The sequence below is a fragment of the Mesorhizobium sp. M0663 genome, from assembly GCF_040320585.1.
Lineage (GTDB): Bacteria > Pseudomonadota > Alphaproteobacteria > Rhizobiales > Rhizobiaceae > Mesorhizobium.
Map to the genome: position 1 here is coordinate 141,086 of NZ_JAMYPX010000010.1, position 20,509 is coordinate 161,594.

Sequence of the window (20,509 nt, forward strand, 5' to 3'; positions counted from 1 at the left end):
GCCGGAATTCAATAGCTTTGCGTCGAGCGCCGCGCCTTTGTGGCGGCCGGCTGCTTTGACTGCGAACCTGGTTCTGGCGCCGCAGTCTTGACGAGGCCTTTCTTGAATGGCGCCATGCCGAGCCGCGCCAATTCGTCGGCGCGCTCGTTCTCGGGATGGCCGGCATGGCCCTTGACCCAATGCCAGGTGACCTGATGGCGGTTACGCGCCGCGTCGAGCTGCTGCCACAGCTCGGCATTCTTCACCGGCTGCCTGGCGGCCGTCTTCCAGCCGTTGCGCTTCCAGCCGTCGATCCAGCTGAAAATACCGTCCTTGACATAGTTGCTGTCGGTATAAAGATCGACGGCGCAGGGCTCCTTGAGCGCATTAAGCGCCGAGATGGCCGCCAACAGTTCCATACGGTTGTTGGTGGTGGCAGCCTCGCCGCCATGGAGCTCCTTAATTGCGCCGTTGAAGCGCAGGATTGCGCCCCAGCCGCCAGGCCCGGGATTGCCCGAACAGGCACCATCGGTGAAGATTTCAACGCGCTTGGTCATGTCAGTCCATATTCGGAAGGAGAGTTGATCGCCCGGTGGAAGCGCATCCGGCGGATATACTCGGTCGGGTCGCGTTTCATCACCAGCCCGCCGTCCGGGACCGTCAGCCAGTCGTAGAGCCGGGTCAGCATGAAGCGCAGCGCCGAGCCGCGCGCCAGCATCGGCAGCGCAGCTTTCTCGTCACTGCTCAACGGCCGCACGCTTTGGTAGCCGGCAAGCAACGCCGTGCCCTTGGTCAGATTGAAAGAAAAATCCTTCTCGAAGCACCAGGCGTTGAGGCACGTGGCAACGTCATAGGCATAGAGGTCGTTGCAGGCGAAGTAGAAGTCGATCAGCCCGGACAGTTTCTCGCCGAGGAAGAACACATTGTCCGGGAAAAGATCGGCGTGGATGATGCCCTGCGGCAGACCGTTCGGCCAGTTCCGCTCGAAATCGGCGAAATCGGCATCGACCTCGGCCGCCAGTCCCGGCTCGACCTCGTCGGCGCGGGCGCGGGCGGCATTCCACAGCTTGCGCCAGCCATCGATGGCAAGGGCGTTGGGGCGGGTCATCGGAAAATCCGCGCCGGCGAGATGCAGTGCCGCCAGCGCCTTGCCGACCTCGCCGCAATGCGCAGCCGTCGGCCGCCGCAGCGACAGGCCTTCGAGAAAGGTGATGATGACCGCCGGCCGGCCGGCAAGTGTTCCGATCACACCGCCATCATGTGCGGTGACCGGGAGCGGGCACGAAATGCCCTTTCTGGCGAGGTGGGCCATAAGGCCGAGAAAGAACGGCAGGTCAGCCTTGTCGACGCGCTTCTCGTAAAGCGTCAGGATGTAGGAGCCGCTGCTGGTGTGCAGAAGAAAATTCGAGTTTTCGGTGCCTTCGGCGATGCCCTTGTAGGACAAGAGGTCGCCGACCGGATAGTTCCTGAGGAATGCGCCGAGCTCGCCCTCGTTGACGTCGGTGTAGACCGCCATCGTTGCTACGCGGCCCCGTTGACGAAGGCCATGTCGGCAGCCGTCAGTTCGACATCGCGCAACACCCGCATCACCGGAAAGTCCTCCGTCTCCGTCGCCGTCACGGCCAGCTCGATGGTCACGTCGAAGCGCTGCCTGAACGCATCGACGATCTCGTCGACGATGATCTCCGGCGCCGAGGCGCCCGCCGACAGGCCGAGCGTCGAAATGCCGGCAATCTCATTCCACGGAATTTCGGAGGCGCGCTGCACGAGAAGCGACATCGAGGCGCCGGCGCGCTCGGCCACTTCGACCAGGCGCCGCGAGTTGGAGGAGTTAGGTGCGCCGACAACCAGGAAGAGATCGGCGCCGGCCGCTGTTTCCTTGACCGCTTCCTGGCGATTGGTGGTGGCATAACAGATCGATTCCGCCGCCGGCGCGTGCAGCTCGGGAAAACGCTGCTGCAGGGCGCGGATGATACCGGCGGTGTCCTCGACCGACAGCGTCGTCTGGGTGACGAAGCCGAGCGCTTGCGGGTCTGCAGGCACGAAGCTTGCGGCGTCGGCCTCGGTCTCGATCAGAGTGACCGCGCCGTCCCGCAACTGGCCCATTGTGCCGATCACCTCCGGATGCCCGGCATGGCCGATCAAGAGCACGTGGCGGCCAAGCCGCTGATGGCGCATCGCCTGCTTATGGACTTTCGAGACCAGCGGGCAAGTCGCGTCGAGATAGAACAGGTTGCGGGACTGGGCGTCGGCCGGCACCGATTTCGGCACGCCATGCGCCGAAAAGACGACCGGGCTCTGGCGATGCTCGGGCGGGATCTCGGAGAGCTCCTCGATGAACACCGCGCCGAGGCTTTGCAGCCCTTCGACGACGTAGCGGTTGTGCACGATCTCGTGGCGGACATAGACCGGCGCGCCGTATTTCTTCAGCGCCAGCACGACGATCTGGATGGCACGGTCAACGCCCGCACAGAAACCGCGGGGCTGGCAGAGCCGGATGGTCAGCGGCGGCTTTGTGTGAAGCATGATTGCATCTTACGCTGATTGTAGGCCGGTTGATCGGACTATGACTTCTGAGCTCAAGGCGCGAAATGAGGTGCGCGGCCCTGCCCTGTCAAGGGTAGTGGCGGCGATCATTGGTCTTTCGCCGGGCGGCGGAGCCAGGAGATCAGGACGCCGGCAAGGGCGGCGGCAAGGCCGTACCAGGTTATCGCATATTGCAGATGGCTGTTCGGCAGGTCGATGACGGTGACACCGCCAACTGGCAGCCCGCCGGGGTTGGGCGTGGCGTTCGCATCGATGAAGATCGGCACCAGCGCCGCACCTGTCGGCAGGCCAGCGCTCGAGGCCATCGCGTCACGATCTTTCCAGTAGAAGATATTCTTCTGCGGATCATTGTCGGGAAGCATCATCGAGGGCTTGGCCGGCAGCGGGTTGCGGGCGAGCCCCGTCACCGTCACTTTGCCCGTTACCTGCCCCTGCGGCCGCTTGGTCGGGTCCTTGAAATCGTAAGGCACGAAGCCGCGGTTGATCAGCACGAAACGGCCATCGTCGAGCTGAAGCGGCGTGAAGACGTTGAAACCGGACTGGCCTTCCCAGGTGGCGAGGAAATGCCGCTCGTCTTGATGCAGGAAAGTGCCGGTCACTATCACCGGCGTGTAGTCCACGTCTCCGGCGGCAGCAAACCGCTTTTCGAGCTCGGCCAATGGCACAGGCGCCGAATGCGTGCGCTGGTCTATCGTCTGGACAAGGCCCTCTTTCCAGTGCAGGCGCTGAACCTGCCAGGTGCCGAGCGCCAGCAGGATCAAAAACACGACGATACCCAGGCCGAGTGCCAATGCGCGCTTCGGCCGCGACCGGCCGGCCACCGAACCGGATGCCTCGCTCATTCGCCGCGGTCCAGCCGGCCCTCGGCCGCCTTGTTGCGGTATTGCAGCGTCAGCAGCACGCCCTTGATCAGCCGGAGCGCCGCCAGGCAAAGCACCAGCGTCAGCGGAATCCACAGCAGCAGATGCAGCCAGAGCGGCGGATTGAGCGTCACCTCCATCCACAACGCCAGGCCGACGACGATAAAGCCGATGATCAGGATAACGAACACCGCCGGCCCGTCGCCGGCATCGGCGAAGGAATAATCGAGGCCGCAATTGGAGCAGCGATCACCGACCGTGAGGAACCCGGAGAACAGCTTGCCCTCGCCACAGCGGGGGCAGCGGCCATGCAAGCCGGCCGAGATCGGATCGATTGGTGGCCAGATCGCCTTGTCGTCGCTCATGAGGTCCATCCTAGGAGCATTTGCCGCAAAAGATAAGGCGGCCACGTCGCCGCAGCCGCCTTGTCGATTTCCTCAGCTCGATCTCAGTGCGGTTCGATCATCGCGCCGTTCGATGCCCAGACGTAGATCGAGGCAAACAGGAACAGCCACACCACGTCGACGAAGTGCCAATACCAGGCGGCGGCCTCGAAGCCGAAATGCTGCTTGGGCGTGAAGTCGCCCTTCATGGCGCGGATCAGGCAGACCAACAGGAAGATCGTGCCGATGATGACGTGGAAACCATGGAAGCCGGTCGCCATGAAGAAGGTGGCGCCGTAGATCGAATCCCTGAAGCCGAACGGCGCGTGCATGTACTCGTAGGCCTGCACCATGGTGAACAGCATGCCGAGGCCGACGGTCAGCACCAAGCCATTGATCAGGCCCTTGCGGTCGCCGTGGATGAGCGAGTGGTGCGCCCAGGTCACCGTGGTACCTGACAGAAGCAGGATGACGGTGTTGTAGAGCGGCAGATGGAAAGGGTCGAGAACTTCGAGGCCCTTGGGTGGCCAGACGCCGCCGGTGAAGGCGGTACGGGCGTATTGATGGACCTCGCCCGGAAACAGGCTGGCGTCGAAGAAGGCCCAGAACCAGGCGACGAAGAACATCACCTCGGAGGCGATGAACATGATCATGCCGTAGCGCAGATGCAGCGACACGACACGGGTGTGGTGTCCCTCATGCGCTTCCTTGATCGTATCCGACCACCAGGCGAACATCGTGTAGATGACGATCAGCAGGCCGATGAAGAACAGCCATGGATTGGCGACATTGAAACCGAAGATCGGGAAATCGCCGCCCTTGAGGTATTGCATGTAACAGACGCCGCCGAACGCGGTCACCAGCGCCCCGACGGAGCCCAGGAAAGGCCACGGGCTCGGGTCGACAAGGTGGTAGTCATGTTGTGGTTTTGCGTGTGCGTCTGCCATATCAACCCCCGAGGCTTGCTTCGGTATCTGAAATCTTGTTGCGGCGGCCGTCGGCCGGCACCGATGATGCGACCGGCTTGGTCTTGTCGACCGGGAACATCGTGTAGGACAGGGTAATCGTCGTCAGATCCTTCAATTCCGGCGCGTTGACGATGTCGGGATCGACATAGAAGACGACCGGCATGTCCAGTGTCTCGCCCGGCTTCAGCGTCGTGTCGGTGAAGCAGAAACACTCGACCTTGTTGAAGTAAGGTCCGGCCAGTTCCGGCTGCACGTTGAAGGTGGCGCGTCCAGTGATGGGACGGTTGAATTTGTTGGTCGCGCTGAAATGCGCCTCGGCGGTTTCGCCGATCTTGATGGTGATCGAGCGGGCGACCGGCTGGAATTGCCAGGGAACGCCGGCGGTGTTGGCGTCGAAGCGGATGGTGATGTCGCGATCGAGCACCCGATCGGCATATTGCTGGGTCGCCCGTTTGACGGTGCCGCCGTAGCCTGTCGCCTGGCAGAACATCGCATAGAGTGGTACCGCGGCGTAGGCCATGCCGATCATGCCGCCGAAAAACGCGATGCAGACGCCAGCGACGACGCGGTTCGTGTTTTTCTTCGTAGGATCGGTGACTGTTTGCCTGGTCATTGTGAGCTCACATCGAGCCGGGGAAACTGTGACCAAATTTCACGATGGTCGCGACGTAGAATATGACGACCAGCGCCGCCAGCGCGAAACCGATTGCGGCCGAGCGATTGCGGCGGGCCTTCTGCTGACGTTCGGTCAGCGTGACCAGTTCAAGCTTCTTTTCGGCCATGCTCATGCTCCACCAATGGTCAGCGCGCGCGAGACGACACAATCGCCAAGGTAGGCGGCGAAGATGGCGAAGAGATAGAGCAGCGAATAGCCGAACAAGGCCTTGGCCGGCTTCATCGCCCGGTCGTCATCGGCCATTTGCAGCACCTTCCACGCATACCAGACGAAGCCGGCGCCGAGCAGCAATGCAAGGATGCCATAGACCGGCGTGGTGAACCCGAGAACCCAGGGCAGCACGCCAACCGGCGCGAGGACCAGCGCATAGGCAAAGATCTGGCGTCTGGTCGAGGCCTGGCCGGCGACATTCGGCATCATCGGAATGCCTGCCTTCGCATAGTCCTCCGACTTGAACAGCGCGAGCGCCCAGAAATGTGGCGGCGTCCACAGGAAGATGACCAGGAACAGCACCAAGCTTTCGAGGCTGACCGATCCGGTTACCGCCGCCCAGCCGATGACTGGCGGAATGGCACCGGCAGCCCCGCCGATGACGATGTTCTGCGGCGTCCAGCGCTTCAGCCACATCGTATAGATGACGGCATAGAAAAAGATGGTGAAGGCCAGAAGCGATGCTGCCAACCAGTTGACCAGCACGCCGAGCGTCATCACCGACAGAACCGACAGCACCAGCCCGAAACTCAATGCCTCGCCTGGCCGGATGCGGCCGGCCGGCACGGGACGGCCGGCGGTGCGCGTCATCACCGCATCGATATCTGCGTCATACCACATGTTGAGCGCACCGGAGGCGCCGGCGCCGATGGCAATAGCCAGGATCGCGATCACCGCCAGCAGCGGATTGATGGTCACCGGGGCGGCGACCATGCCGACAAACGCGGTGAACACTACCAGCGACATGACGCGCGGCTTCAGCAGGGCGAAGAAATCGCCCGCCGTCGCTTCCGACATGCGGAAGCCCGGCTCGTCAATCAGTCTGTCTTCGGCAAGGGCCATGCGTACTTAAAGTCCATCATTCCGTTGGCCAAAACCGCCGGCCGGCCGGCGGTTCCGTATTAAGGAGGCAACCGCCTACTTGATCTTCGGCAACTGTTCCCACTGGTGGAACGGCGGCGGCGAAGGCAGCTGCCATTCCAGCGTAGTCGCACCCTCGCCCCAAGGATTGGCGCCGGCGACCCGCTTCTTCTGGAACGCCTCGAAGACGCCGAACAGGAAGATGACGACGCCGACAGCCGAGATGTACGAGCCGTAGGACGACACCATATTCCAGCCGGCGAAGGCATCCGGATAGTCGATATAACGACGTGGCATACCGGAGAGACCGAGGAAGTGCTGCGGGAAAAAGACCAGGTTGACGCCGACGAAAGTGACCCAGAAGTGGGTGTTGGCGATCACCGGCGAATACATGTAGCCGGTCATCTTCGGGAACCAGTAGTACCAGCCGGCGAAGATGGCGAAGACCGCGCCCAGCGACAGCACGTAGTGGAAGTGCGCGACCACGAAATAGGTGTCGTGCAGCGGGCGGTCGAGGCCGGCATTGGCCAGCTGCACACCGGTGACGCCGCCAACAGTGAACAGGAAGATGAAGCCGATCGCCCACAGCATCGGGGTCTTGAGCGAAATCGACCCGCCCCACATAGTGGCGATCCACGAGAAGATCTTCACACCCGTCGGCACCGCGATGACCATGGTGGCGAAGACGAAATAGCGCTGGGTGTCGAGCGACAGGCCCGTCGTGTACATGTGGTGGGCCCAGACGATGAAGCCCACCGCGCCGATGGCAACCATCGCATAGGCCATGCCGAGATAGCCAAACACCGGCTTCCTCGAAAAGGTCGAGATGATATGGCTGATGATACCGAAACCCGGCAGGATCAGAATGTAGACCTCCGGATGGCCGAAGAACCAGAACAGGTGCTGGAACAGGATCGGATCGCCGCCGCCGTCCGGGGCGAAGAAGGTGGTGCCGAAATTGCGGTCGGTCAAAAGCATGGTGATGCCGCCGGCCAGCACCGGCAACGACAGCAGCAGCAGGAAGGCGGTAATCAGCACCGACCAGGCGAACAGCGGCATCTTGTGCATGGTCATGCCGGGCGCGCGCATGTTGAAGATGGTGGTGATGAAGTTGATGGCGCCAAGAATCGAGGAGGCGCCGGCGATGTGGATTGACAGAATCGCCAGGTCCATGGCCGGTCCGGGCTGGCCCGATGTCGACAGAGGCGGATAAAGCGTCCAGCCGCCGCCGACGCCGTAGGCGCCGGGCGCACTCGGAACGAAGGCCGAGAAAATCAGCAGGATGAAAGCCGGCGGCAGCAGCCAGAACGAGACGTTGTTCATGCGCGGGAAGGCCATATCCGGCGCGCCGATCATGATCGGCACCATCCAGTTGGCAAAGCCGCCGATCAGCGCCGGCATCACCATGAAGAAGATCATGATCAGCGCATGCGCGGTGGTGAAAGCATTGTACATGCTCTTGCCCCCGTCGATGGCGGCGTCGCCATTCATGCCGTAGACCATCTGCGCCAGGCCAGTGAATATCTGGATGCCCGGCTCCTGCAATTCCATGCGCATGACGACCGACAAGGCGCCACCGATGCAGCCCGCCATGATCGCGAAGATCAGATAAAGCGTACCGATGTCCTTGTGGTTGGTCGAATACACCCACCGGACCCAGCCATGATACGGCTTGTGGTCGTGGTCGTCGTGAGCTGCAGCGTGCGCCATGGTCGGCTCCGTTCCCTGAATCTTTTCTGGTCGCGGCATCAATTGCCGGCGGCCGCTACCTTGTTCGTGCCATCGACCTCGGCCATCAGCGCCTTGTTGGCGCCGGGAAGGTCGGTTTTGGCTGCCGCCAGCCAGGTCTTGTATTGTGCATCGGAGACGACGCGAATGGCGATCGGCATGAAGGCGTGGTCCTTGCCGCAGAGTTCCGAGCACTGGCCGTAATAGAGGCCTTCCTTGTCGGCCTTGAACCAGACCTCGTTGATGCGGCCCGGCACCGCGTCGGTCTTGATGCCGAAGGACGGCATGGCAAAGGCGTGAATGACGTCGGTCGCCGTCACCAGCACGCGGGTCATGGTGCTGACCGGCACCACCATCTCATTGTCGACGGCGAGCAGGCGCGGATACTCGGCGCGATCTTCCTTGCCGGCAGCAGCCCTGTCGGCATCCTGAAGGATCGCGGAATTAAAGGAAAGCGTGTTGTCGACCTGGTATTCGTAGTCCCAGTTCCACTGATTGCCGGTCGCCTTGACGGTCAGCTTGGCTTCTTCCGGCGGCGTGTATTGCGCGGTCAGCAGCTGGAACGAGGGAATGGCGAGACAGAGCAGGATGACCACGGGACCGACAGTCCAGATGACCTCGATCAGCGTGTTGTGGCTGGTGCGCGACGGCGTCGGGTTGACGCTCGCCCGGAACCGCAAAATGCAGTAGGCGATCAGGAAAAGCACCAAGGCGGTGATCACAATGATGAACGCGAAAGAGTAGTTCCCGAACCACTCGATCTGCCGCATAATGTCGGTTGCCGGAGGCTGAAAACTGGTTTCCCAAGGTTGGGGCTGGGCTGCATGAGCGGATGCAGCAGCAAACAACGTGGCGGCGGCACTAGCTACGATTTTGGCGGTTGCCAGGAATTTTCTCATCGCCCTCGTCATCTCCCAGTTCCTCGCGATCGGACCGCAAGAATGTCGAACAATGCCGGGACGGGAATCCCGGACAATTCAAGGCTGGTTCAAACCATACTCTATTTGCCTCCGCAAGAAAGGAGCGCCGGAACCCGTGCGGCATTTTTGCGCGCAAGCGCGGCTGTGGCTTCGTGCGGTGACTGCTTGCCGCGAATCACCGGAGCGGCATCCGGGTAGAATGAGCCGCGCGGCGTGCGGAGCCGTCGCAATTAGGGCGAAATTGGCACTGAAAAGCGCATTGTCGCCTGTGTCGGGGCAGATCGCTGGGGTCTCGTCCTTTACTTGGGTTTAGTGCGGCTTAAAGTGCCGTGATTCGCAATGGAGCCGTCATGAACCCTTGGCTTTCGAGAACCTTGGCGAAGGTCATCTTTGTTGCCGCCGCAATAGCCTTGTCCGGCGCCGGCCTGGCCAATGCCGCGCAGCCAAGCGGCACGGTGAAGTCAACGCATGGGGCGTGGTCGATCATCTGCGATACGCCCGCCGGTGCTACATCCGAACAATGCGTGATGATGCAGAACGTCGTCGCCGAGGACCGTCCGGAAATGGGTCTTTCCGTTGTCGTGCTGCGCACAGCCGACAACAAGGCCGAAATCCTGCGTGTGCTGGCGCCGCTCGGCGTGCTGTTGCCCAACGGCCTCGGCCTCAATGTCGACGGCAAGGATATCGGCCGCGCCTATTTCGTGCGCTGTTTCCAGGACGGCTGCTATGCCGAGGTCATCCTGGAAAAGCCGCTGCTCGACACGCTGAAGACCGGTACGTCCGCCACCTTCATCGTCTTCCAGACGCCGGAAGAGGGCATCGGCATTCCCGTCGACCTCAAGGGTTTCGCCGACGGCTTCGCCGCCCTGCCTTGAGACTGGGTCTTGTAGCATGATCCAGTGATGTTGACCGGCCGAGGTCACGGCAAATCTCATTTCAGATTGTCTGTGCGGGCCTTCGCGCCTACATCGTGGGAAACAATCCTCCTGCAAATGGACCTGCCATGAACAGCCTGATCGGCCAATTTGACATTTCCGACGATCGCATCAAGCAAATCGTTGCCGAGACTATTAACGGCGCCGACGACGGCGAACTGTTTCTCGAATATAGCGAAAGCGAATCGCTGATGTTCGACAATGGCAAGCTGAAGACCGCGAATTTCAACACCGACCAGGGTTTCGGCCTGCGCGCCGTCGCCGGCGAAGCCAGCGGCTACGCCCATTCCAGCGATCTCTCCGAAGCCTCGCTGCTGCGCGCCGCCGATGCCGTTTCGACGGTGAAGAGCGGCTATTCCGGTACGCTTGCCGCAGCGCCTGCCCGCACCAACCGCCATCTCTACGGCGACGGAAACCCTATCCCCTCGCCTTCCTTCGAGGCCAAGGCCAAGCTGCTTCAGGAAATCGATGCATGGCTGCGGGCCGAGGATCCGCGCGTCAGGCAGGTGACGGCGTCGCTCGCCGCCTCCTGGCAGCATGTCGAGATCGTGCGCGCCGACGGCCAGATGGTGCGCGACATCCGTCCGCTGGTCAGGATCAACGTGTCGGTGGTGGTCGGCGACGGCGACCGCCAGGAGAGCGGCTCCTACGGCATGGGAGGCCGCAAGGATTTTGGTGAATTCCTGATCGAGGACAGCTGGCGGCACGCGGCCAAGGAGGCATTGCGGCAAGCGCTGGTCAATCTCGAAGCGGTTCCAGCACCTGCCGGCACTTTCGACATCGTGCTGTCGAGCGGCTGGCCGGGCGTCATGTTGCACGAGGCGGTCGGCCACGGGCTGGAGGGCGATTTCAACCGCAAGAAGACGTCGGCCTTTGCCGGCCTGCTTGGCCAGCAGGTGGCAGCGAAAGGCGTCACCGTCGTTGACGACGGCACCATGCCCGAGCGGCGTGGCTCGCTTACCGTCGATGATGAGGGCACGCCATCGGCCCATAACGTGCTGATCGACGATGGCAAGCTGGTCGGCTACATGCAGGATCGTCAGAACGCCCGGCTAATGGGCATGAAAGCCACCGGCAACGGGCGACGCCAAGGTTATGCGCACGAACCGATGCCGCGCATGACCAACACCTACATGACAGCAGGCGACATGGAGCCGGACGAGATCATCGCCTCGGTCAAGAACGGCATCTATGCCGTGTCGTTCGGTGGCGGCCAGGTCGACATCACTTCGGGCAAGTTCGTGTTCGGCTGCACCGAAGCCTACATGATCGAGAACGGCAAGGTGACGCAACCGATCAAGGGCGCCATGCTGATCGGCAACGGGCCGGATGCCATGCATCGTGTGGCGATGATCGGCAACGACATGAAGCTCGACACCGGCATCGGCATGTGCGGCAAGGCCGGACAGGGCGTGCCGGTCGGCGTCGGCCAGCCGCATCTCAGGATGAACCAGATGACAGTCGGCGGCACCAGGGTTTGATGGAGTTGACGCCGAATTATCGCCGCTCCGGAACAACCAATCCCCGCCGCCCACTGCCTTGTCATCGCTTTAAGTAGGAGTAGCTTGCGCCTTGAATTTGCCGAGAGCTTCGACTATCTTACATTCGTCTTACACCTAAGGACGTGCCGAGATGGCTGCCGCAGAGAAGCTCGTAACTACGGTCTCGACCAAGGGACAGGTCATCCTGCCCAGCGCGATCCGGAAACGGAGGGAATGGCATGCCGGCACACGCCTTCTGGTCGAGGATACCCCGGAGGGCGTGCTACTGAAGCCTGCGCCAGTCTTCGCCGAGACGCGGCCAGAGGACGTGTTTGGATCGCTGCGCTATAGCGGCAGGCCGAAGACGTTGGAAGAAATGGACGCGGGCGTGCTCGCCGAAGCGCGGCGGCGCCATGCTCGCAATTGATACCAACCTGATCGTCCGCTACCTGACGGGCGATCACCCGTCGCAGTCTTCCCGCGCCCGGGCGCTGATCGATAGCCAGCCGGTCTTTGTCGCCGTCACGGTGATGCTGGAAGTCGAATGGGTGTTGCGCAGCGCCTACGGTTTTGCGCCGCTTGAAATCGCCCGTACGCTACGGGTGTTTAGCGGGCTTCCCACGGTAGAGGTGGAAGACGGGGCGGTCGTGTCGTCCGCGCTCGACCTCTCGGAACAGGGGTTGGATTTCGCTGACGCGCTGCATCTGGGCAAGTCCGCTCACTGCGCTGGCCTCGCGACTTTTGACCGCAAGTTCGTCAGGGCCGCGAAGGCGGCCGGATACGAACGCGTGCAAGAAGCATAGCAGCTCACAGCGGCCCAGCGCGGCACAAAAGCGCGCCACAGGGTCAGCCTGGTTTCAGGCATAGATGCCGGAGCGGACTGCCTCCAGATAGGCAAGCACCTTGTCCGTCTTGCCTTCGCGAACCAGATCGTAGGCGGTCTTTCCGGCCCAACCGGGGATCGGCTGATGCTTGAACCAGATCGCCGCACGATGTTCATCACCGGCCATCTCGCCGGCCATCGCCAGGATACGCACGATGGGACTCAATGCGGCGTCGACCTTGCGCGCACCGGACTTGGCGGCAAGCGTGTTGCGCGCGAGACCGGTCAGCCCCGCCAGTTCTGTCATATTAACCCCTAGCAGTTCAGCGACCCGCCTTGGCGAGAGAAACGGCGCCCGCTCCTCGCCGAAGCGCCATGCCGAAATTTCGAAGGCTGCGGTGCTCATGGCAATTCCCTAGCACAGTCTGAACGACGTGCGTTCAAAATGTGCTTTTTTGGTGCGCGTTTCAGGCCCTGGCTGCTAGCGCCTTCGTCTCGGCTTCTCCAACAGCGCCACGACCTCGACATGCGGCGACCACAGGAACTGGTCGATCGGCGTCACGCTCTTCAGGGCGTAGCCGCCGTCCATGAGGATGCGTAGGTCCCGCGCGAGCGTTACCGGATTGCAAGACACCGCGGCGACGAGCGGCACGTCGGAGCGCGCGATCTGCTTCGACTGGTCCTCGGCGCCGGCGCGAGGCGGGTCGAAGACAACGCCGTCAAAGGCATTCAACTCCTTGAATGTCAGCGGCCTCCGGAACAGGTCGCGACGTTCGCCGGTCACCCGCTTCAGGCCGCTGGCGAAACGGAATGCCCGGTCGAGCGCCGCGAGTGCTGCCGCATCGCCTTCCACCGCATGAACCTCCGATCTTGCGGCTAGGCGCAGCGCGAAGCTGCCGCAGCCGGCGAAGAGATCGGCGACCTTTTTGGCGCGCGCGAAATGCTGGACGACAATGTTGGCCATCGCCTGTTCGGCAGCCTCGGTCGCCTGCAGGAAAGCGCCCGGAGGCACTGCGACGGCGACGCCACCAAACAGGACGACCGGTTTGTTTGGTTCGATAATGACCTCGCCGTCGACCGACAGCCTGGCTAGCCGCTCGGCGATGACGAAGTTGGAAGCGACGCGGCGCTGGTTCTCGCCGAGCTTGCCGGAATCGTGAACCGCGACATCGAGGCCGGAACCGGTCACCGTCACCGCCATGTGGAACGATTTGGTCGTGGTGCAGATCAGTCCGGCAAGCATCCTCAAACGGTCGAGCGCAGCGACGATCTGCGGCAGCGAGATCGGGCATTCCTCGATCGAGATGATCTCGGATGACAGCGCGCGAACAAAGCCGAACTGCATTCCCGCCTCGCTCCGCCGGGCGGTGAAGACGACGCGGCGGCGCGTGTGCGGCGCGCACGGCACCAGCGCCCCGACATCGCAAGCGATGCCCTTGCTCTTCAGCGCATGCACGACCTTTTCGCGCTTCCACCGGTGATAGGCTTCAGTCTCGAGATGCTGGACGGCGCAGCCGCCGCACGCGCCGAAATGCCGGCACGGCGGATCGACCCGCAACGGCGAAGCCTCAAGGACCGACATCAAGGTGGCGCGATCTTTCTCCCGCGCGGCGGTGACGACCTCTCCCGGCAGCGCGAACGGAATGAAAACCTCTCCGGTTTCCGTCTCGGCGATGCCATCGCCCTGCGACCCCAACCTTGCGATCGTGAAACGAGTGCTCATCGCTTCTGGGTCTCGACGTCCTTGATGCCGCCGAGCAGGAACTCGCGGTTGCCGTCGCCGCCCTCTATCGGTGACAGATGAAGCCCCAGCGAGCGCCAGCCGGGAATGGCATCGAGCCAGTCCTGCATCAGGCCGGCAATGCGCGCCGCATCATAGGGGTCCTTAAGCAGGCCGCCCTTGCCGATCGCCTCACGGCCGGCCTCGAATTGCGGCTTGACCAGAAACACAGCTTTTGCGCCATTCCTGGCCAAGGCAAGCGCCGGCGGCAGCGCCAGTTTCAGCGATATGAAGCTGACATCCGAGACGATGAAATCCGGCACACGGCCGCCGAGATCGGCGGCCGACAGTTCGCGCGCATTCAGGCCTTCAATTACCGTCACGCGCGGATCGCCGGCAATGTCGGAGTGCATCTGGCCGTGCCCGACATCGATCGCCGTGACATGCGCCGCGCCGCGTTCGAGCAGCACCTGCGTAAAGCCGCCGGTCGAGGCGCCGACATCGAGCGCTTCGTTGCCGGTGGGGTCGAGGGCGAAATGGTCGAGACCAGCCTTCAGCTTCAGTGCGGCGCGCGACACGTAACCTTGCGCCGGATCGTCAACGACAATGTTGCACTCAGGCAGAACGGCCTGGCCCGGCTTGAGGGCGACGATGCCATCGACCGTCACGGTGCCGCGCTCGACCGCGTCGCGGGCACGCGAGCGGCTGGCAAACAGACCGCGCTGGACGAGCAATTCGTCGAGCCGCTGGCGAATGCTGGCTGGCGGAATGGAAGTCATCGGCCTTCATGGCGAAAGCCAACGATGATGGCAAGGTTATTGGCGATGAGAGAAGGCATAGTTGGAAAATCGAGTGAACTCATCAGCCGCTGCGCTGTTTGTCGAACCTCGCACGAGACCCGACGCAATGCTAAGAAAGAGATGCCGTTTAGCCGTCGAAACGTGGAGGAGGTACATGCTGACGGGAACCTGCCACTGCGGCGCAGCCCACTGGACCCTGGAGGGCGATCCCGGTTCGATCACTGCCTGCAATTGCACACTTTGCCGTCGCTACGGCACACTCTGGGCTTACGACTATGTCGACGAACGCATCCGCCTTGCGGGGCCCGTAAGCGCCTATCGGCGCGTCGGAAAGGCTCATCCTTCGCTTGAGATTCTCTTCTGCCCAACCTGCGCTTGCGTCCTGGCCTGGCGCGGTTTGCATCCCGATGCGGCTGGGCGCTACCGCATCGCCGTCAATGTGAGGCTTGCGCCGCCCGAGGCCGTCGCCGATCTCCCGATCGACCATTTCGATGGTCTCGATACATTCGAGGATTTGCCGAGAGATGGTCGCTGTGTGCGGGATATGTGGTTCTAGTTTCTAGAGTCTCTTCGGGATCATGCTTTAGAATATGGTCCGCGAAACCCGCCGTTCGACGGCCGGCGTCAGATCGTCGCTGCTGTCGCCGGACACCTGCGGGCGCGGCCGGTCAACGGAAATTGACGCCTTCGGCGAGGTATCTGGCATGACGACAAATTGCGGCGCCTGCTTGTAGGAAAAGCCGCCACGGATCTCGCCGATCTTGCCGGCGACGATGCCCATCACCGCCTCTTCGAGTTTGCGGTCGTAGCGCGTTTCGGCCCCGGCCGACACGGCGAAGATGGCCGCAAGCGCGATGCCGCCCAAAAGCGATCTCATTGGTCTGCTTTCCCCTGCCTGGTTGCCTTCTAGCAGGGCGGCGTTGAAAAACGGCCAAAGGACACGGTAAGCAAATCGCCAAACGGCAGCGTAAACAGCATGTTACGACTGTTCGCCGGCAATTTGATTCAAGCAGTTGAGAATTTGATTCAGACTGGCATCTTGCAGCCAAGTTGAATCGCGTCGGCGTCGCGGGAATGCGTCTAAAAGCTAGGCGCGCTGGGCCTGCGCGGTATGCCCCAGCGCCACGAACACGGTGCGCACGATGCCGGCGCTGTCCAGCCCGGCATCGGCATACATCTTTTCCGGCTTGGCATGGTCGACAAATGTATCGGGCAGCACCAGCGGGCGCACCTTCAGGCCGCTCTCCAGCAGCCCTTCATGGGCCAGGAACTGCAGCACATGGCTGGCGAAGCCGCCGACCGCGCCCTCTTCCACCGTCACCAATATCTCGTGCGAACGGGCCAGCCGCCGGATCAGGTCCTCGTCGAGCGGCTTGGCAAAACGGGCATCGGCGACCGTGGTCGAAAGCCCGGCCGCGCCAAGCTCCTCGGCCGCGGCCAGGCAATCCTGCAGCCTGGTGCCGAAGGAAAGCAGCGCAACCTTGGTGCCTTCCCTGACGATCCGGCCCTTGCCGATCTCCAATACCGAGCCGCGTTGCGGCATCTCGACACCAACGCCGTTACCGCGCGGGTAGCGGAAGGCGATCGGGCCGTCATCGTAGCTTGCAGCGGTGCGTACCATGTGGCGCAGCTCGGCCTCATCGGCCGCGGCCATGACGACGAAACCGGGCAGCGTCGCCAGGAAGGTCGTGTCGAAGGCGCCGCAATGGGTGGCACCATCGGCGCCGACGAAGCCGGCGCGATCGATCGGAAAGCGCACCGGCAATTTCTGGATCGCCACGTCGTGGACGACCTGATCGTAGGCGCGCTGCAGGAAGGTCGAGTAGATCGCCGCGAAAGGCTTGAAGCCTTCCGTGGCAAGGCCGGCGGCGAAGGTCACCGCATGTTGCTCGGCGATGCCGACATCGAAGGTCCTCGCCGGAAACGCTTCGCCGAACAGATCAAGCCCGGTGCCGTTCGGCATGGCGGCGGTGATGGCGACGATGCGGTCGTCCTCTCGGGCCTCCTGGATCAGGCTTTCGGCAAACACCTTGGTGTAGCTCGGCGCATTGGCGGGCGCCTTGGCCTGGGCGCCAGTGATGACGTCGAATTTGTTGACGCCATGATATTTGTCGGCCGCCGCCTCGGCCGGGGCGTAGCCCTTGCCCTTCTGGGTCACGACATGGATCAGCACCGGGCCGTCGGCATTGTCGCGGACGTTCTTCAGCACCGGGATCAGGTGCTCGAGGTTGTGACCGTCGATCGGGCCGATGTGGTAGAACCCCATTTCCTCGAACAACGTGCCGCCGGTGACGTAACCGCGCGCATGCTCGACCGCTCGCTTGATGGCGCGATCGGCGCGCTCGCCGAGATACGACGTCAGCTTCTTGCCGAAATCGCGCAAGCCCAGATAGGTCTTGCCCGACGCCAGACGGGCCAGATAGGCGCTCATTGCGCCGGTCGGCGGAGCGATCGACATATCGTTGTCGTTCAAGATGACGATCAGCCGGGCATCGAGTGCGCCGGCATTGTTCATCGCCTCATAGGCCATGCCGGCCGACATGGCGCCGTCGCCGATGACGGCAATGACATTGTTGCGGCCATCGGACAGATCGCGCGCCATCGCCATGCCGAGGCCGGCTGAAATCGAGGTTGAGGAGTGGGCTGCGCCGAACGGATCGTATTCGCTCTCGACGCGACGCGTGAAGCCGGACAGGCCGCCCTCCTGCCGCAGCGTGCGGATGCGGTCGCGGCGGCCGGTCAGGATCTTGTGCGGATAAGCCTGGTGGCCGACGTCCCAGATCAGCCGGTCGTCCGGCGTGTTGAAGACGTAGTGCAGCGCGACGGTCAGTTCGACGACGCCAAGGCCGGCGCCGAGGTGGCCGCCGGTGTGGGAAACGACGTCGATCAGTTCGGCGCGAAGCTCTGACGCCAGCTGCGGCAGGTCGCCTTCGGCAAGCGTGCGCAAATCGGCTGGGACGCGGACCTTGTCGAGAAGCGGCGTATCGGGCTTTGCGTTCACTGTTTGCGAGCCTGGTCAGATTTTCTGTTCATCGTGAAATATGCCGCTGGCCGGCGAATGTAAATGTGGCGGTAACGCGCATCAGCTTTCGGGCAGCGGGATGAACTCTTGCTCGTCTCCAGGAACGATATCGAAGCGGCCTGTCTTCCATTCTTCTTTCGCCTGCTCGATGCGTTCCTTTGAGGACGATACGAAATTCCACCAGATATAGCGTTTCGAACCGAGCGAGGCGCCGCCAAACAGCATGAAATGGGCGCCGCGTTCCGATGAGACAACGATTTCGTCGCCGGGCCGGAAGACCAGCAGCCGCTCGGCCGGGAAGCGGTCACCGGATATCGAAACCTCGCCTTCCAGCGTATAGATGGCGCGCTCCTCGGCATCGGCCGGGATTTTCACGCTGGCACCCGGCGCCAGCCTGAGATCGGCATAAAGCGTGTCCGAAGCGGTGGCGACCGGGGAGCGCAGTCCGGAAAACGCACCGATGATCACACGGCCGCTAACGCCCTCCGCATCGATTTCGGGCAGGCGCAGGGCCGCGGTGTTCTCGAAGACCGGCGCGACTTCTTCCTTGCCGTCCGGCAGCGCCAGCCATGTCTGCAGGCCGGAAACCGACATCGGCGCGCCGCGCAGTTCTTCCGGCGTGCGCTCCGAATGGACGATGCCACGGCCGGCGGTCATCAAATTCACGTCGCCGGGCTGGATTACCATCTCGGTGCCGAGCGAATCGCGATGCCTGATCTTGCCGTCGAACAGGTAAGTCACCGTAGACAGGCCGATATGTGGGTGCGGACGCACGTCGAGCGCCTGGCCCGCTCGCAGAACGGCTGGACCCATGCGGTCGAAGAAGATGAAGGGTCCGACCAGCCGGCGCCTGGCCGTCGGCAAGGCGCGGCGAACCTGAAATCCGCCAATATCCTTGGCGTTCGGAATGACCATCAGCTCGATCTGATCGCTGGCGAAGGCATCGCCCATCTGCGGATCGTTTCCGGGAAAGAAGCTCACGCGGTCCCCTCAGGCGAAGCGAAGTGCAGATTTGGCTTTCGCCTTGGCCGCCACCTCTTCGCGATTGCGCGGATGCTGTGTCGTCTCGAGGCTGTCGAGCAATTCGCGCGCCGAGGCGGCAATGGCCTCGACGGCATGGTCGAACGCATGCTGGTTCTGTTTCGACGGCCGCGTCGTTCCGCTCAGCTTGCGGACAAACTGAAGCGCGGCATCGCGGACCTCGTCATTGGTTGCCGGCGGATCGAAATTGAACAGGGTTTTGATGTTTCTGCACATCGTTCGCAATCTCCTCTCGTCCTGGAGCCGTTTCAAACGGGATGAGTTTTATCCTCAATCGTGATGATGTCCAAAGCCGGTAAGCAAAATTGTCGTTCGAGGCCGCGCCTCAATCCGCGTCCAACGGCTCTGTCCCCGCCGGCTTGCCGTCACGCGACAGCCTGATTTTCTCGACCTTGTCCTCGGCCGCCTTCAGCAGCCGGTCGCAATGCGCCTTCAGCGCCTCGCCGCGCTCGTAGATGCGGATCGACTGGTCGAGCGGAACGTCGCCGCGCTCCAGATCGTCGACGATCCTCTCCAGCGCCTCGAGCGCCTGCTCGAAGCTCATCGCCTTGACATCTTCGTTGGTCTCACCAGCCATCGTCTATCCCTTCATCAGCCGCCCGACATGGGCGGCGACTGAAAATGCCAATCCCTGCAGATCGTAGCCGCCCTCGAGCACGCTGACGAGCCGGTTGCGGCTATGGCGCCCGGCTCGTTCGAGCAACTGGCCGGTCGCCCAGTCGAAATCATCCTCAGTCAGGTTGATCTCGGCCAGCGGATCGCGGTGGTGGGCATCGAAACCGGCGGAGATGATGATGAGGTCGGGCGCAAAATTGTCGAGCGCCGGCAGGATGCGCGACAGAAAGGCGTCGCGGAAACTATCGCTGCCGCTCTGCGGCGCCAGCGGCGCGTTGACGATGTTGCCGGCGCCGGTTTCGCTCACGGCCCCGGTTCCCGGGTAAAGCGGCATCTGGTGTGTCGAGCAATAGAGCACCGATGGATCGTCCCAGAAAATGTCCTGCGTGCCGTTGCCGTGATGCACATCCCAGTCGACGACGGCGACGCGGTCGGCGCCATGGTTCTTCTGCGCGTAGCGTGCCGCGATCGCGGCGGTGTTGAACAGGCAAAAACCCATGGAGGTGGTCTTTTCGGCATGATGGCCGGGCGGCCGTGCGGCGACGAAGACGTTTTCGGCACGGTCGGTGAAGACGTCGTCGACCGCGGCGTTGGCTGCGCCGATCGCGGTCACGGCCGCCTGCCAGCTCTTTGGGCTGGCGGTGGTATCGGCGTCGATACGGGCGATGCCGGTGTCCGGTATCGCTGCGCGGACACGTTCGACGAATTCGGGCGGATGCGCGTAGAGGATGGTTGCCTCGTCGCCTTCGGGCGCCTGGACGCGATCGAGCGCCGCGAAGGCCTCGTCGTCAAGCACACGCTCTATGGCGCGCAAACGGTCCGGCCGCTCCGGATGACCGGGCGGTGTTATGTGCTCGAGGAAAATCGGGTGGGTGTAAAGTCTCGTGACCATGCCCCGATATAGGCGCGCCTCGCCGCTTTGGCCATGTTTTCGCGCGCT

The 20,509-nt window shown here is 62.7% G+C and carries 25 protein-coding genes; 5 read left to right on the forward strand and 20 right to left on the reverse strand.

The genetic code is table 11. The annotated features are described in order from the left end of the window. Window positions 1-8: 8 nt before the first annotated feature. The 11 genes from rnhA to coxB all read right to left on the reverse strand — a co-directional run bounded on the left by rnhA (window position 9) and on the right by coxB (window position 9,111). Complete coding sequence (gene rnhA / locus NKI54_RS19200; RefSeq protein ID WP_023674142.1) at window positions 9-536, reverse strand: ribonuclease HI; 528 nt, start codon at window positions 534-536, stop codon at window positions 9-11. Next, on the reverse strand, window positions 533-1,495 hold the full coding sequence (locus tag NKI54_RS19205) for a homoserine kinase (protein WP_352456890.1): 963 nt from the start codon (window positions 1,493-1,495) through the stop codon (window positions 533-535). The genes rnhA and NKI54_RS19205 overlap by 4 nt, the downstream gene beginning before the upstream one ends. 5 nt (window positions 1,496-1,500) lie before the next feature. Further along, window positions 1,501-2,505, reverse strand: a complete 1,005-nt coding sequence (ispH, locus tag NKI54_RS19210) for a 4-hydroxy-3-methylbut-2-enyl diphosphate reductase (RefSeq protein WP_352456889.1) — start codon at window positions 2,503-2,505, stop codon at window positions 1,501-1,503. A 107-nt stretch (window positions 2,506-2,612) separates the two neighbouring features. Then, window positions 2,613-3,368, reverse strand: coding sequence for an SURF1 family protein (locus NKI54_RS19215; RefSeq protein ID WP_352456888.1), 756 nt, complete (start codon window positions 3,366-3,368; stop codon window positions 2,613-2,615). Next, window positions 3,365-3,751, reverse strand: coding sequence for a DUF983 domain-containing protein (locus tag NKI54_RS19220; RefSeq protein ID WP_352621654.1), 387 nt, complete (start codon window positions 3,749-3,751; stop codon window positions 3,365-3,367). The genes NKI54_RS19215 and NKI54_RS19220 overlap by 4 nt, the downstream gene beginning before the upstream one ends. An 83-nt stretch (window positions 3,752-3,834) precedes the next feature. Next, a complete protein-coding gene (locus NKI54_RS19225; RefSeq protein WP_023674137.1) occupies window positions 3,835-4,716 on the reverse strand; it encodes a cytochrome c oxidase subunit 3 in 882 nt (293 codons plus the stop codon). A gap of 1 nt (window position 4,717) precedes the next feature. Further along, the gene (locus NKI54_RS19230) at window positions 4,718-5,350 is read right to left on the reverse strand and encodes a cytochrome c oxidase assembly protein (RefSeq protein WP_023674136.1); all 633 of its coding nucleotides are present in this window, start codon (window positions 5,348-5,350) and stop codon (window positions 4,718-4,720) included. 7 nt (window positions 5,351-5,357) lie between these two features. Continuing rightward, the gene (locus NKI54_RS19235) at window positions 5,358-5,525 is read right to left on the reverse strand and encodes a cytochrome c oxidase system small membrane protein (protein WP_023674135.1); all 168 of its coding nucleotides are present in this window, start codon (window positions 5,523-5,525) and stop codon (window positions 5,358-5,360) included. Next, window positions 5,522-6,466 (reverse strand): heme o synthase, encoded by a 945-nt coding sequence (locus NKI54_RS19240; protein ID WP_352456887.1) that lies wholly within the window; start codon window positions 6,464-6,466, stop codon window positions 5,522-5,524. The genes NKI54_RS19235 and NKI54_RS19240 overlap by 4 nt, the downstream gene beginning before the upstream one ends. A gap of 75 nt (window positions 6,467-6,541) precedes the next feature. Continuing rightward, window positions 6,542-8,194, reverse strand: a complete 1,653-nt coding sequence (gene ctaD, locus NKI54_RS19245) for a cytochrome c oxidase subunit I (RefSeq protein ID WP_031211058.1) — start codon at window positions 8,192-8,194, stop codon at window positions 6,542-6,544. A gap of 38 nt (window positions 8,195-8,232) precedes the next feature. Next, window positions 8,233-9,111, reverse strand: coding sequence for a cytochrome c oxidase subunit II (coxB, locus tag NKI54_RS19250; protein ID WP_352456886.1), 879 nt, complete (start codon window positions 9,109-9,111; stop codon window positions 8,233-8,235). Window positions 9,112-9,482: 371 nt separating this feature from the next. Between coxB and NKI54_RS19255 the strand changes: the two genes are divergently transcribed. The 4 genes from NKI54_RS19255 to NKI54_RS19270 all read left to right on the forward strand — a co-directional run bounded on the left by NKI54_RS19255 (window position 9,483) and on the right by NKI54_RS19270 (window position 12,351). Continuing rightward, complete coding sequence (locus tag NKI54_RS19255; RefSeq protein ID WP_023674131.1) at window positions 9,483-10,007, forward strand: invasion associated locus B family protein; 525 nt, start codon at window positions 9,483-9,485, stop codon at window positions 10,005-10,007. A 128-nt stretch (window positions 10,008-10,135) separates the two neighbouring features. Beyond that, on the forward strand, window positions 10,136-11,548 hold the full coding sequence (gene tldD / locus NKI54_RS19260; protein ID WP_352456885.1) for a metalloprotease TldD: 1,413 nt from the start codon (window positions 10,136-10,138) through the stop codon (window positions 11,546-11,548). A gap of 151 nt (window positions 11,549-11,699) precedes the next feature. After that, window positions 11,700-11,975 (forward strand): AbrB/MazE/SpoVT family DNA-binding domain-containing protein, encoded by a 276-nt coding sequence (locus NKI54_RS19265; RefSeq protein WP_023674129.1) that lies wholly within the window; start codon window positions 11,700-11,702, stop codon window positions 11,973-11,975. After that, window positions 11,962-12,351, forward strand: coding sequence for a type II toxin-antitoxin system VapC family toxin (locus tag NKI54_RS19270; RefSeq protein ID WP_352578612.1), 390 nt, complete (start codon window positions 11,962-11,964; stop codon window positions 12,349-12,351). The genes NKI54_RS19265 and NKI54_RS19270 overlap by 14 nt, the downstream gene beginning before the upstream one ends. 54 nt (window positions 12,352-12,405) lie before the next feature. On the opposite strand, the gene NKI54_RS19275 is transcribed toward NKI54_RS19270, so the two are convergent. From NKI54_RS19275 to NKI54_RS19285, 3 genes are all read right to left on the reverse strand, one after another. After that, on the reverse strand, window positions 12,406-12,777 hold the full coding sequence (locus NKI54_RS19275) for an antitoxin Xre/MbcA/ParS toxin-binding domain-containing protein (RefSeq protein WP_352578613.1): 372 nt from the start codon (window positions 12,775-12,777) through the stop codon (window positions 12,406-12,408). Between the two features lie 75 nt (window positions 12,778-12,852). Beyond that, complete coding sequence (locus tag NKI54_RS19280) at window positions 12,853-14,094, reverse strand: class I SAM-dependent RNA methyltransferase (protein ID WP_352578614.1); 1,242 nt, start codon at window positions 14,092-14,094, stop codon at window positions 12,853-12,855. Then, window positions 14,091-14,870 (reverse strand): TlyA family RNA methyltransferase, encoded by a 780-nt coding sequence (locus NKI54_RS19285; RefSeq protein ID WP_352593353.1) that lies wholly within the window; start codon window positions 14,868-14,870, stop codon window positions 14,091-14,093. The genes NKI54_RS19280 and NKI54_RS19285 overlap by 4 nt, the downstream gene beginning before the upstream one ends. 175 nt (window positions 14,871-15,045) lie before the next feature. Between NKI54_RS19285 and NKI54_RS19290 the strand changes: the two genes are divergently transcribed. Continuing rightward, window positions 15,046-15,447, forward strand: a complete 402-nt coding sequence (locus NKI54_RS19290; RefSeq protein WP_352593350.1) for a GFA family protein — start codon at window positions 15,046-15,048, stop codon at window positions 15,445-15,447. Window positions 15,448-15,474: 27 nt separating this feature from the next. Here NKI54_RS19290 and NKI54_RS19295 read toward each other — a convergent pair whose 3' ends face one another. The 6 genes from NKI54_RS19295 to NKI54_RS19320 form a co-directional block, all read right to left on the reverse strand. Then, window positions 15,475-15,768: a hypothetical protein gene (locus tag NKI54_RS19295; RefSeq protein ID WP_352692188.1), complete on the reverse strand. Its 294-nt coding sequence runs from the start codon at window positions 15,766-15,768 to the stop codon at window positions 15,475-15,477. A 210-nt stretch (window positions 15,769-15,978) separates the two neighbouring features. After that, window positions 15,979-17,892, reverse strand: coding sequence for a 1-deoxy-D-xylulose-5-phosphate synthase (dxs, locus tag NKI54_RS19300; protein ID WP_023674120.1), 1,914 nt, complete (start codon window positions 17,890-17,892; stop codon window positions 15,979-15,981). An 81-nt stretch (window positions 17,893-17,973) separates the two neighbouring features. Further along, a complete protein-coding gene (locus NKI54_RS19305; RefSeq protein WP_023674119.1) occupies window positions 17,974-18,894 on the reverse strand; it encodes a pirin family protein in 921 nt (306 codons plus the stop codon). A 9-nt stretch (window positions 18,895-18,903) separates the two neighbouring features. Further along, on the reverse strand, window positions 18,904-19,170 hold the full coding sequence (locus NKI54_RS19310; protein ID WP_023716908.1) for a DUF2277 domain-containing protein: 267 nt from the start codon (window positions 19,168-19,170) through the stop codon (window positions 18,904-18,906). 109 nt (window positions 19,171-19,279) lie between these two features. After that, window positions 19,280-19,531 carry an exodeoxyribonuclease VII small subunit gene (locus NKI54_RS19315; protein WP_352593338.1) on the reverse strand — a complete coding sequence of 84 codons (252 nt, stop codon included), beginning with the start codon at window positions 19,529-19,531 and terminating at the stop codon, window positions 19,280-19,282. Window positions 19,532-19,534: 3 nt separating this feature from the next. Next, window positions 19,535-20,461: a histone deacetylase family protein gene (locus tag NKI54_RS19320; protein ID WP_352456880.1), complete on the reverse strand. Its 927-nt coding sequence runs from the start codon at window positions 20,459-20,461 to the stop codon at window positions 19,535-19,537. Window positions 20,462-20,509: the final 48 nt, after the last annotated feature.

What these genes read in the sequence shown, in the direction of transcription:
- NKI54_RS19275 (WP_352578613.1), bottom strand. Translation starts at nt 12,777, where the DNA reads ATGAGCACCGCAGCCTTCGAAATTTCGGCATGGCGCTTCGGCGAGGAG.
- NKI54_RS19240 (WP_352456887.1), bottom strand. Translation starts at nt 6,466, where the DNA reads ATGGCCCTTGCCGAAGACAGACTGATTGACGAGCCGGGCTTCCGCATG.
- NKI54_RS19225 (WP_023674137.1), bottom strand. Translation starts at nt 4,716, where the DNA reads ATGGCAGACGCACACGCAAAACCACAACATGACTACCACCTTGTCGAC.
- NKI54_RS19215 (WP_352456888.1), bottom strand. Translation starts at nt 3,368, where the DNA reads ATGAGCGAGGCATCCGGTTCGGTGGCCGGCCGGTCGCGGCCGAAGCGC.
- NKI54_RS19255 (WP_023674131.1), top strand. Translation starts at nt 9,483, where the DNA reads ATGAACCCTTGGCTTTCGAGAACCTTGGCGAAGGTCATCTTTGTTGCC.
- NKI54_RS19205 (WP_352456890.1), bottom strand. Translation starts at nt 1,495, where the DNA reads ATGGCGGTCTACACCGACGTCAACGAGGGCGAGCTCGGCGCATTCCTC.
- NKI54_RS19280 (WP_352578614.1), bottom strand. Translation starts at nt 14,094, where the DNA reads ATGAGCACTCGTTTCACGATCGCAAGGTTGGGGTCGCAGGGCGATGGC.
- NKI54_RS19320 (WP_352456880.1), bottom strand. Translation starts at nt 20,461, where the DNA reads ATGGTCACGAGACTTTACACCCACCCGATTTTCCTCGAGCACATAACA.
- ispH (WP_352456889.1), bottom strand. Translation starts at nt 2,505, where the DNA reads ATGCTTCACACAAAGCCGCCGCTGACCATCCGGCTCTGCCAGCCCCGC.
- NKI54_RS19285 (WP_352593353.1), bottom strand. Translation starts at nt 14,870, where the DNA reads ATGACTTCCATTCCGCCAGCCAGCATTCGCCAGCGGCTCGACGAATTG.
- NKI54_RS19230 (WP_023674136.1), bottom strand. Translation starts at nt 5,350, where the DNA reads ATGACCAGGCAAACAGTCACCGATCCTACGAAGAAAAACACGAACCGC.
- NKI54_RS19220 (WP_352621654.1), bottom strand. Translation starts at nt 3,751, where the DNA reads ATGAGCGACGACAAGGCGATCTGGCCACCAATCGATCCGATCTCGGCC.
- NKI54_RS19310 (WP_023716908.1), bottom strand. Translation starts at nt 19,170, where the DNA reads ATGTGCAGAAACATCAAAACCCTGTTCAATTTCGATCCGCCGGCAACC.
- NKI54_RS19235 (WP_023674135.1), bottom strand. Translation starts at nt 5,525, where the DNA reads ATGAGCATGGCCGAAAAGAAGCTTGAACTGGTCACGCTGACCGAACGT.
- NKI54_RS19295 (WP_352692188.1), bottom strand. Translation starts at nt 15,768, where the DNA reads ATGAGATCGCTTTTGGGCGGCATCGCGCTTGCGGCCATCTTCGCCGTG.
- ctaD (WP_031211058.1), bottom strand. Translation starts at nt 8,194, where the DNA reads ATGGCGCACGCTGCAGCTCACGACGACCACGACCACAAGCCGTATCAT.
- rnhA (WP_023674142.1), bottom strand. Translation starts at nt 536, where the DNA reads ATGACCAAGCGCGTTGAAATCTTCACCGATGGTGCCTGTTCGGGCAAT.
- NKI54_RS19315 (WP_352593338.1), bottom strand. Translation starts at nt 19,531, where the DNA reads ATGGCTGGTGAGACCAACGAAGATGTCAAGGCGATGAGCTTCGAGCAG.
- NKI54_RS19265 (WP_023674129.1), top strand. Translation starts at nt 11,700, where the DNA reads ATGGCTGCCGCAGAGAAGCTCGTAACTACGGTCTCGACCAAGGGACAG.
- tldD (WP_352456885.1), top strand. Translation starts at nt 10,136, where the DNA reads ATGAACAGCCTGATCGGCCAATTTGACATTTCCGACGATCGCATCAAG.
- NKI54_RS19270 (WP_352578612.1), top strand. Translation starts at nt 11,962, where the DNA reads ATGCTCGCAATTGATACCAACCTGATCGTCCGCTACCTGACGGGCGAT.
- NKI54_RS19290 (WP_352593350.1), top strand. Translation starts at nt 15,046, where the DNA reads ATGCTGACGGGAACCTGCCACTGCGGCGCAGCCCACTGGACCCTGGAG.
- coxB (WP_352456886.1), bottom strand. Translation starts at nt 9,111, where the DNA reads ATGAGAAAATTCCTGGCAACCGCCAAAATCGTAGCTAGTGCCGCCGCC.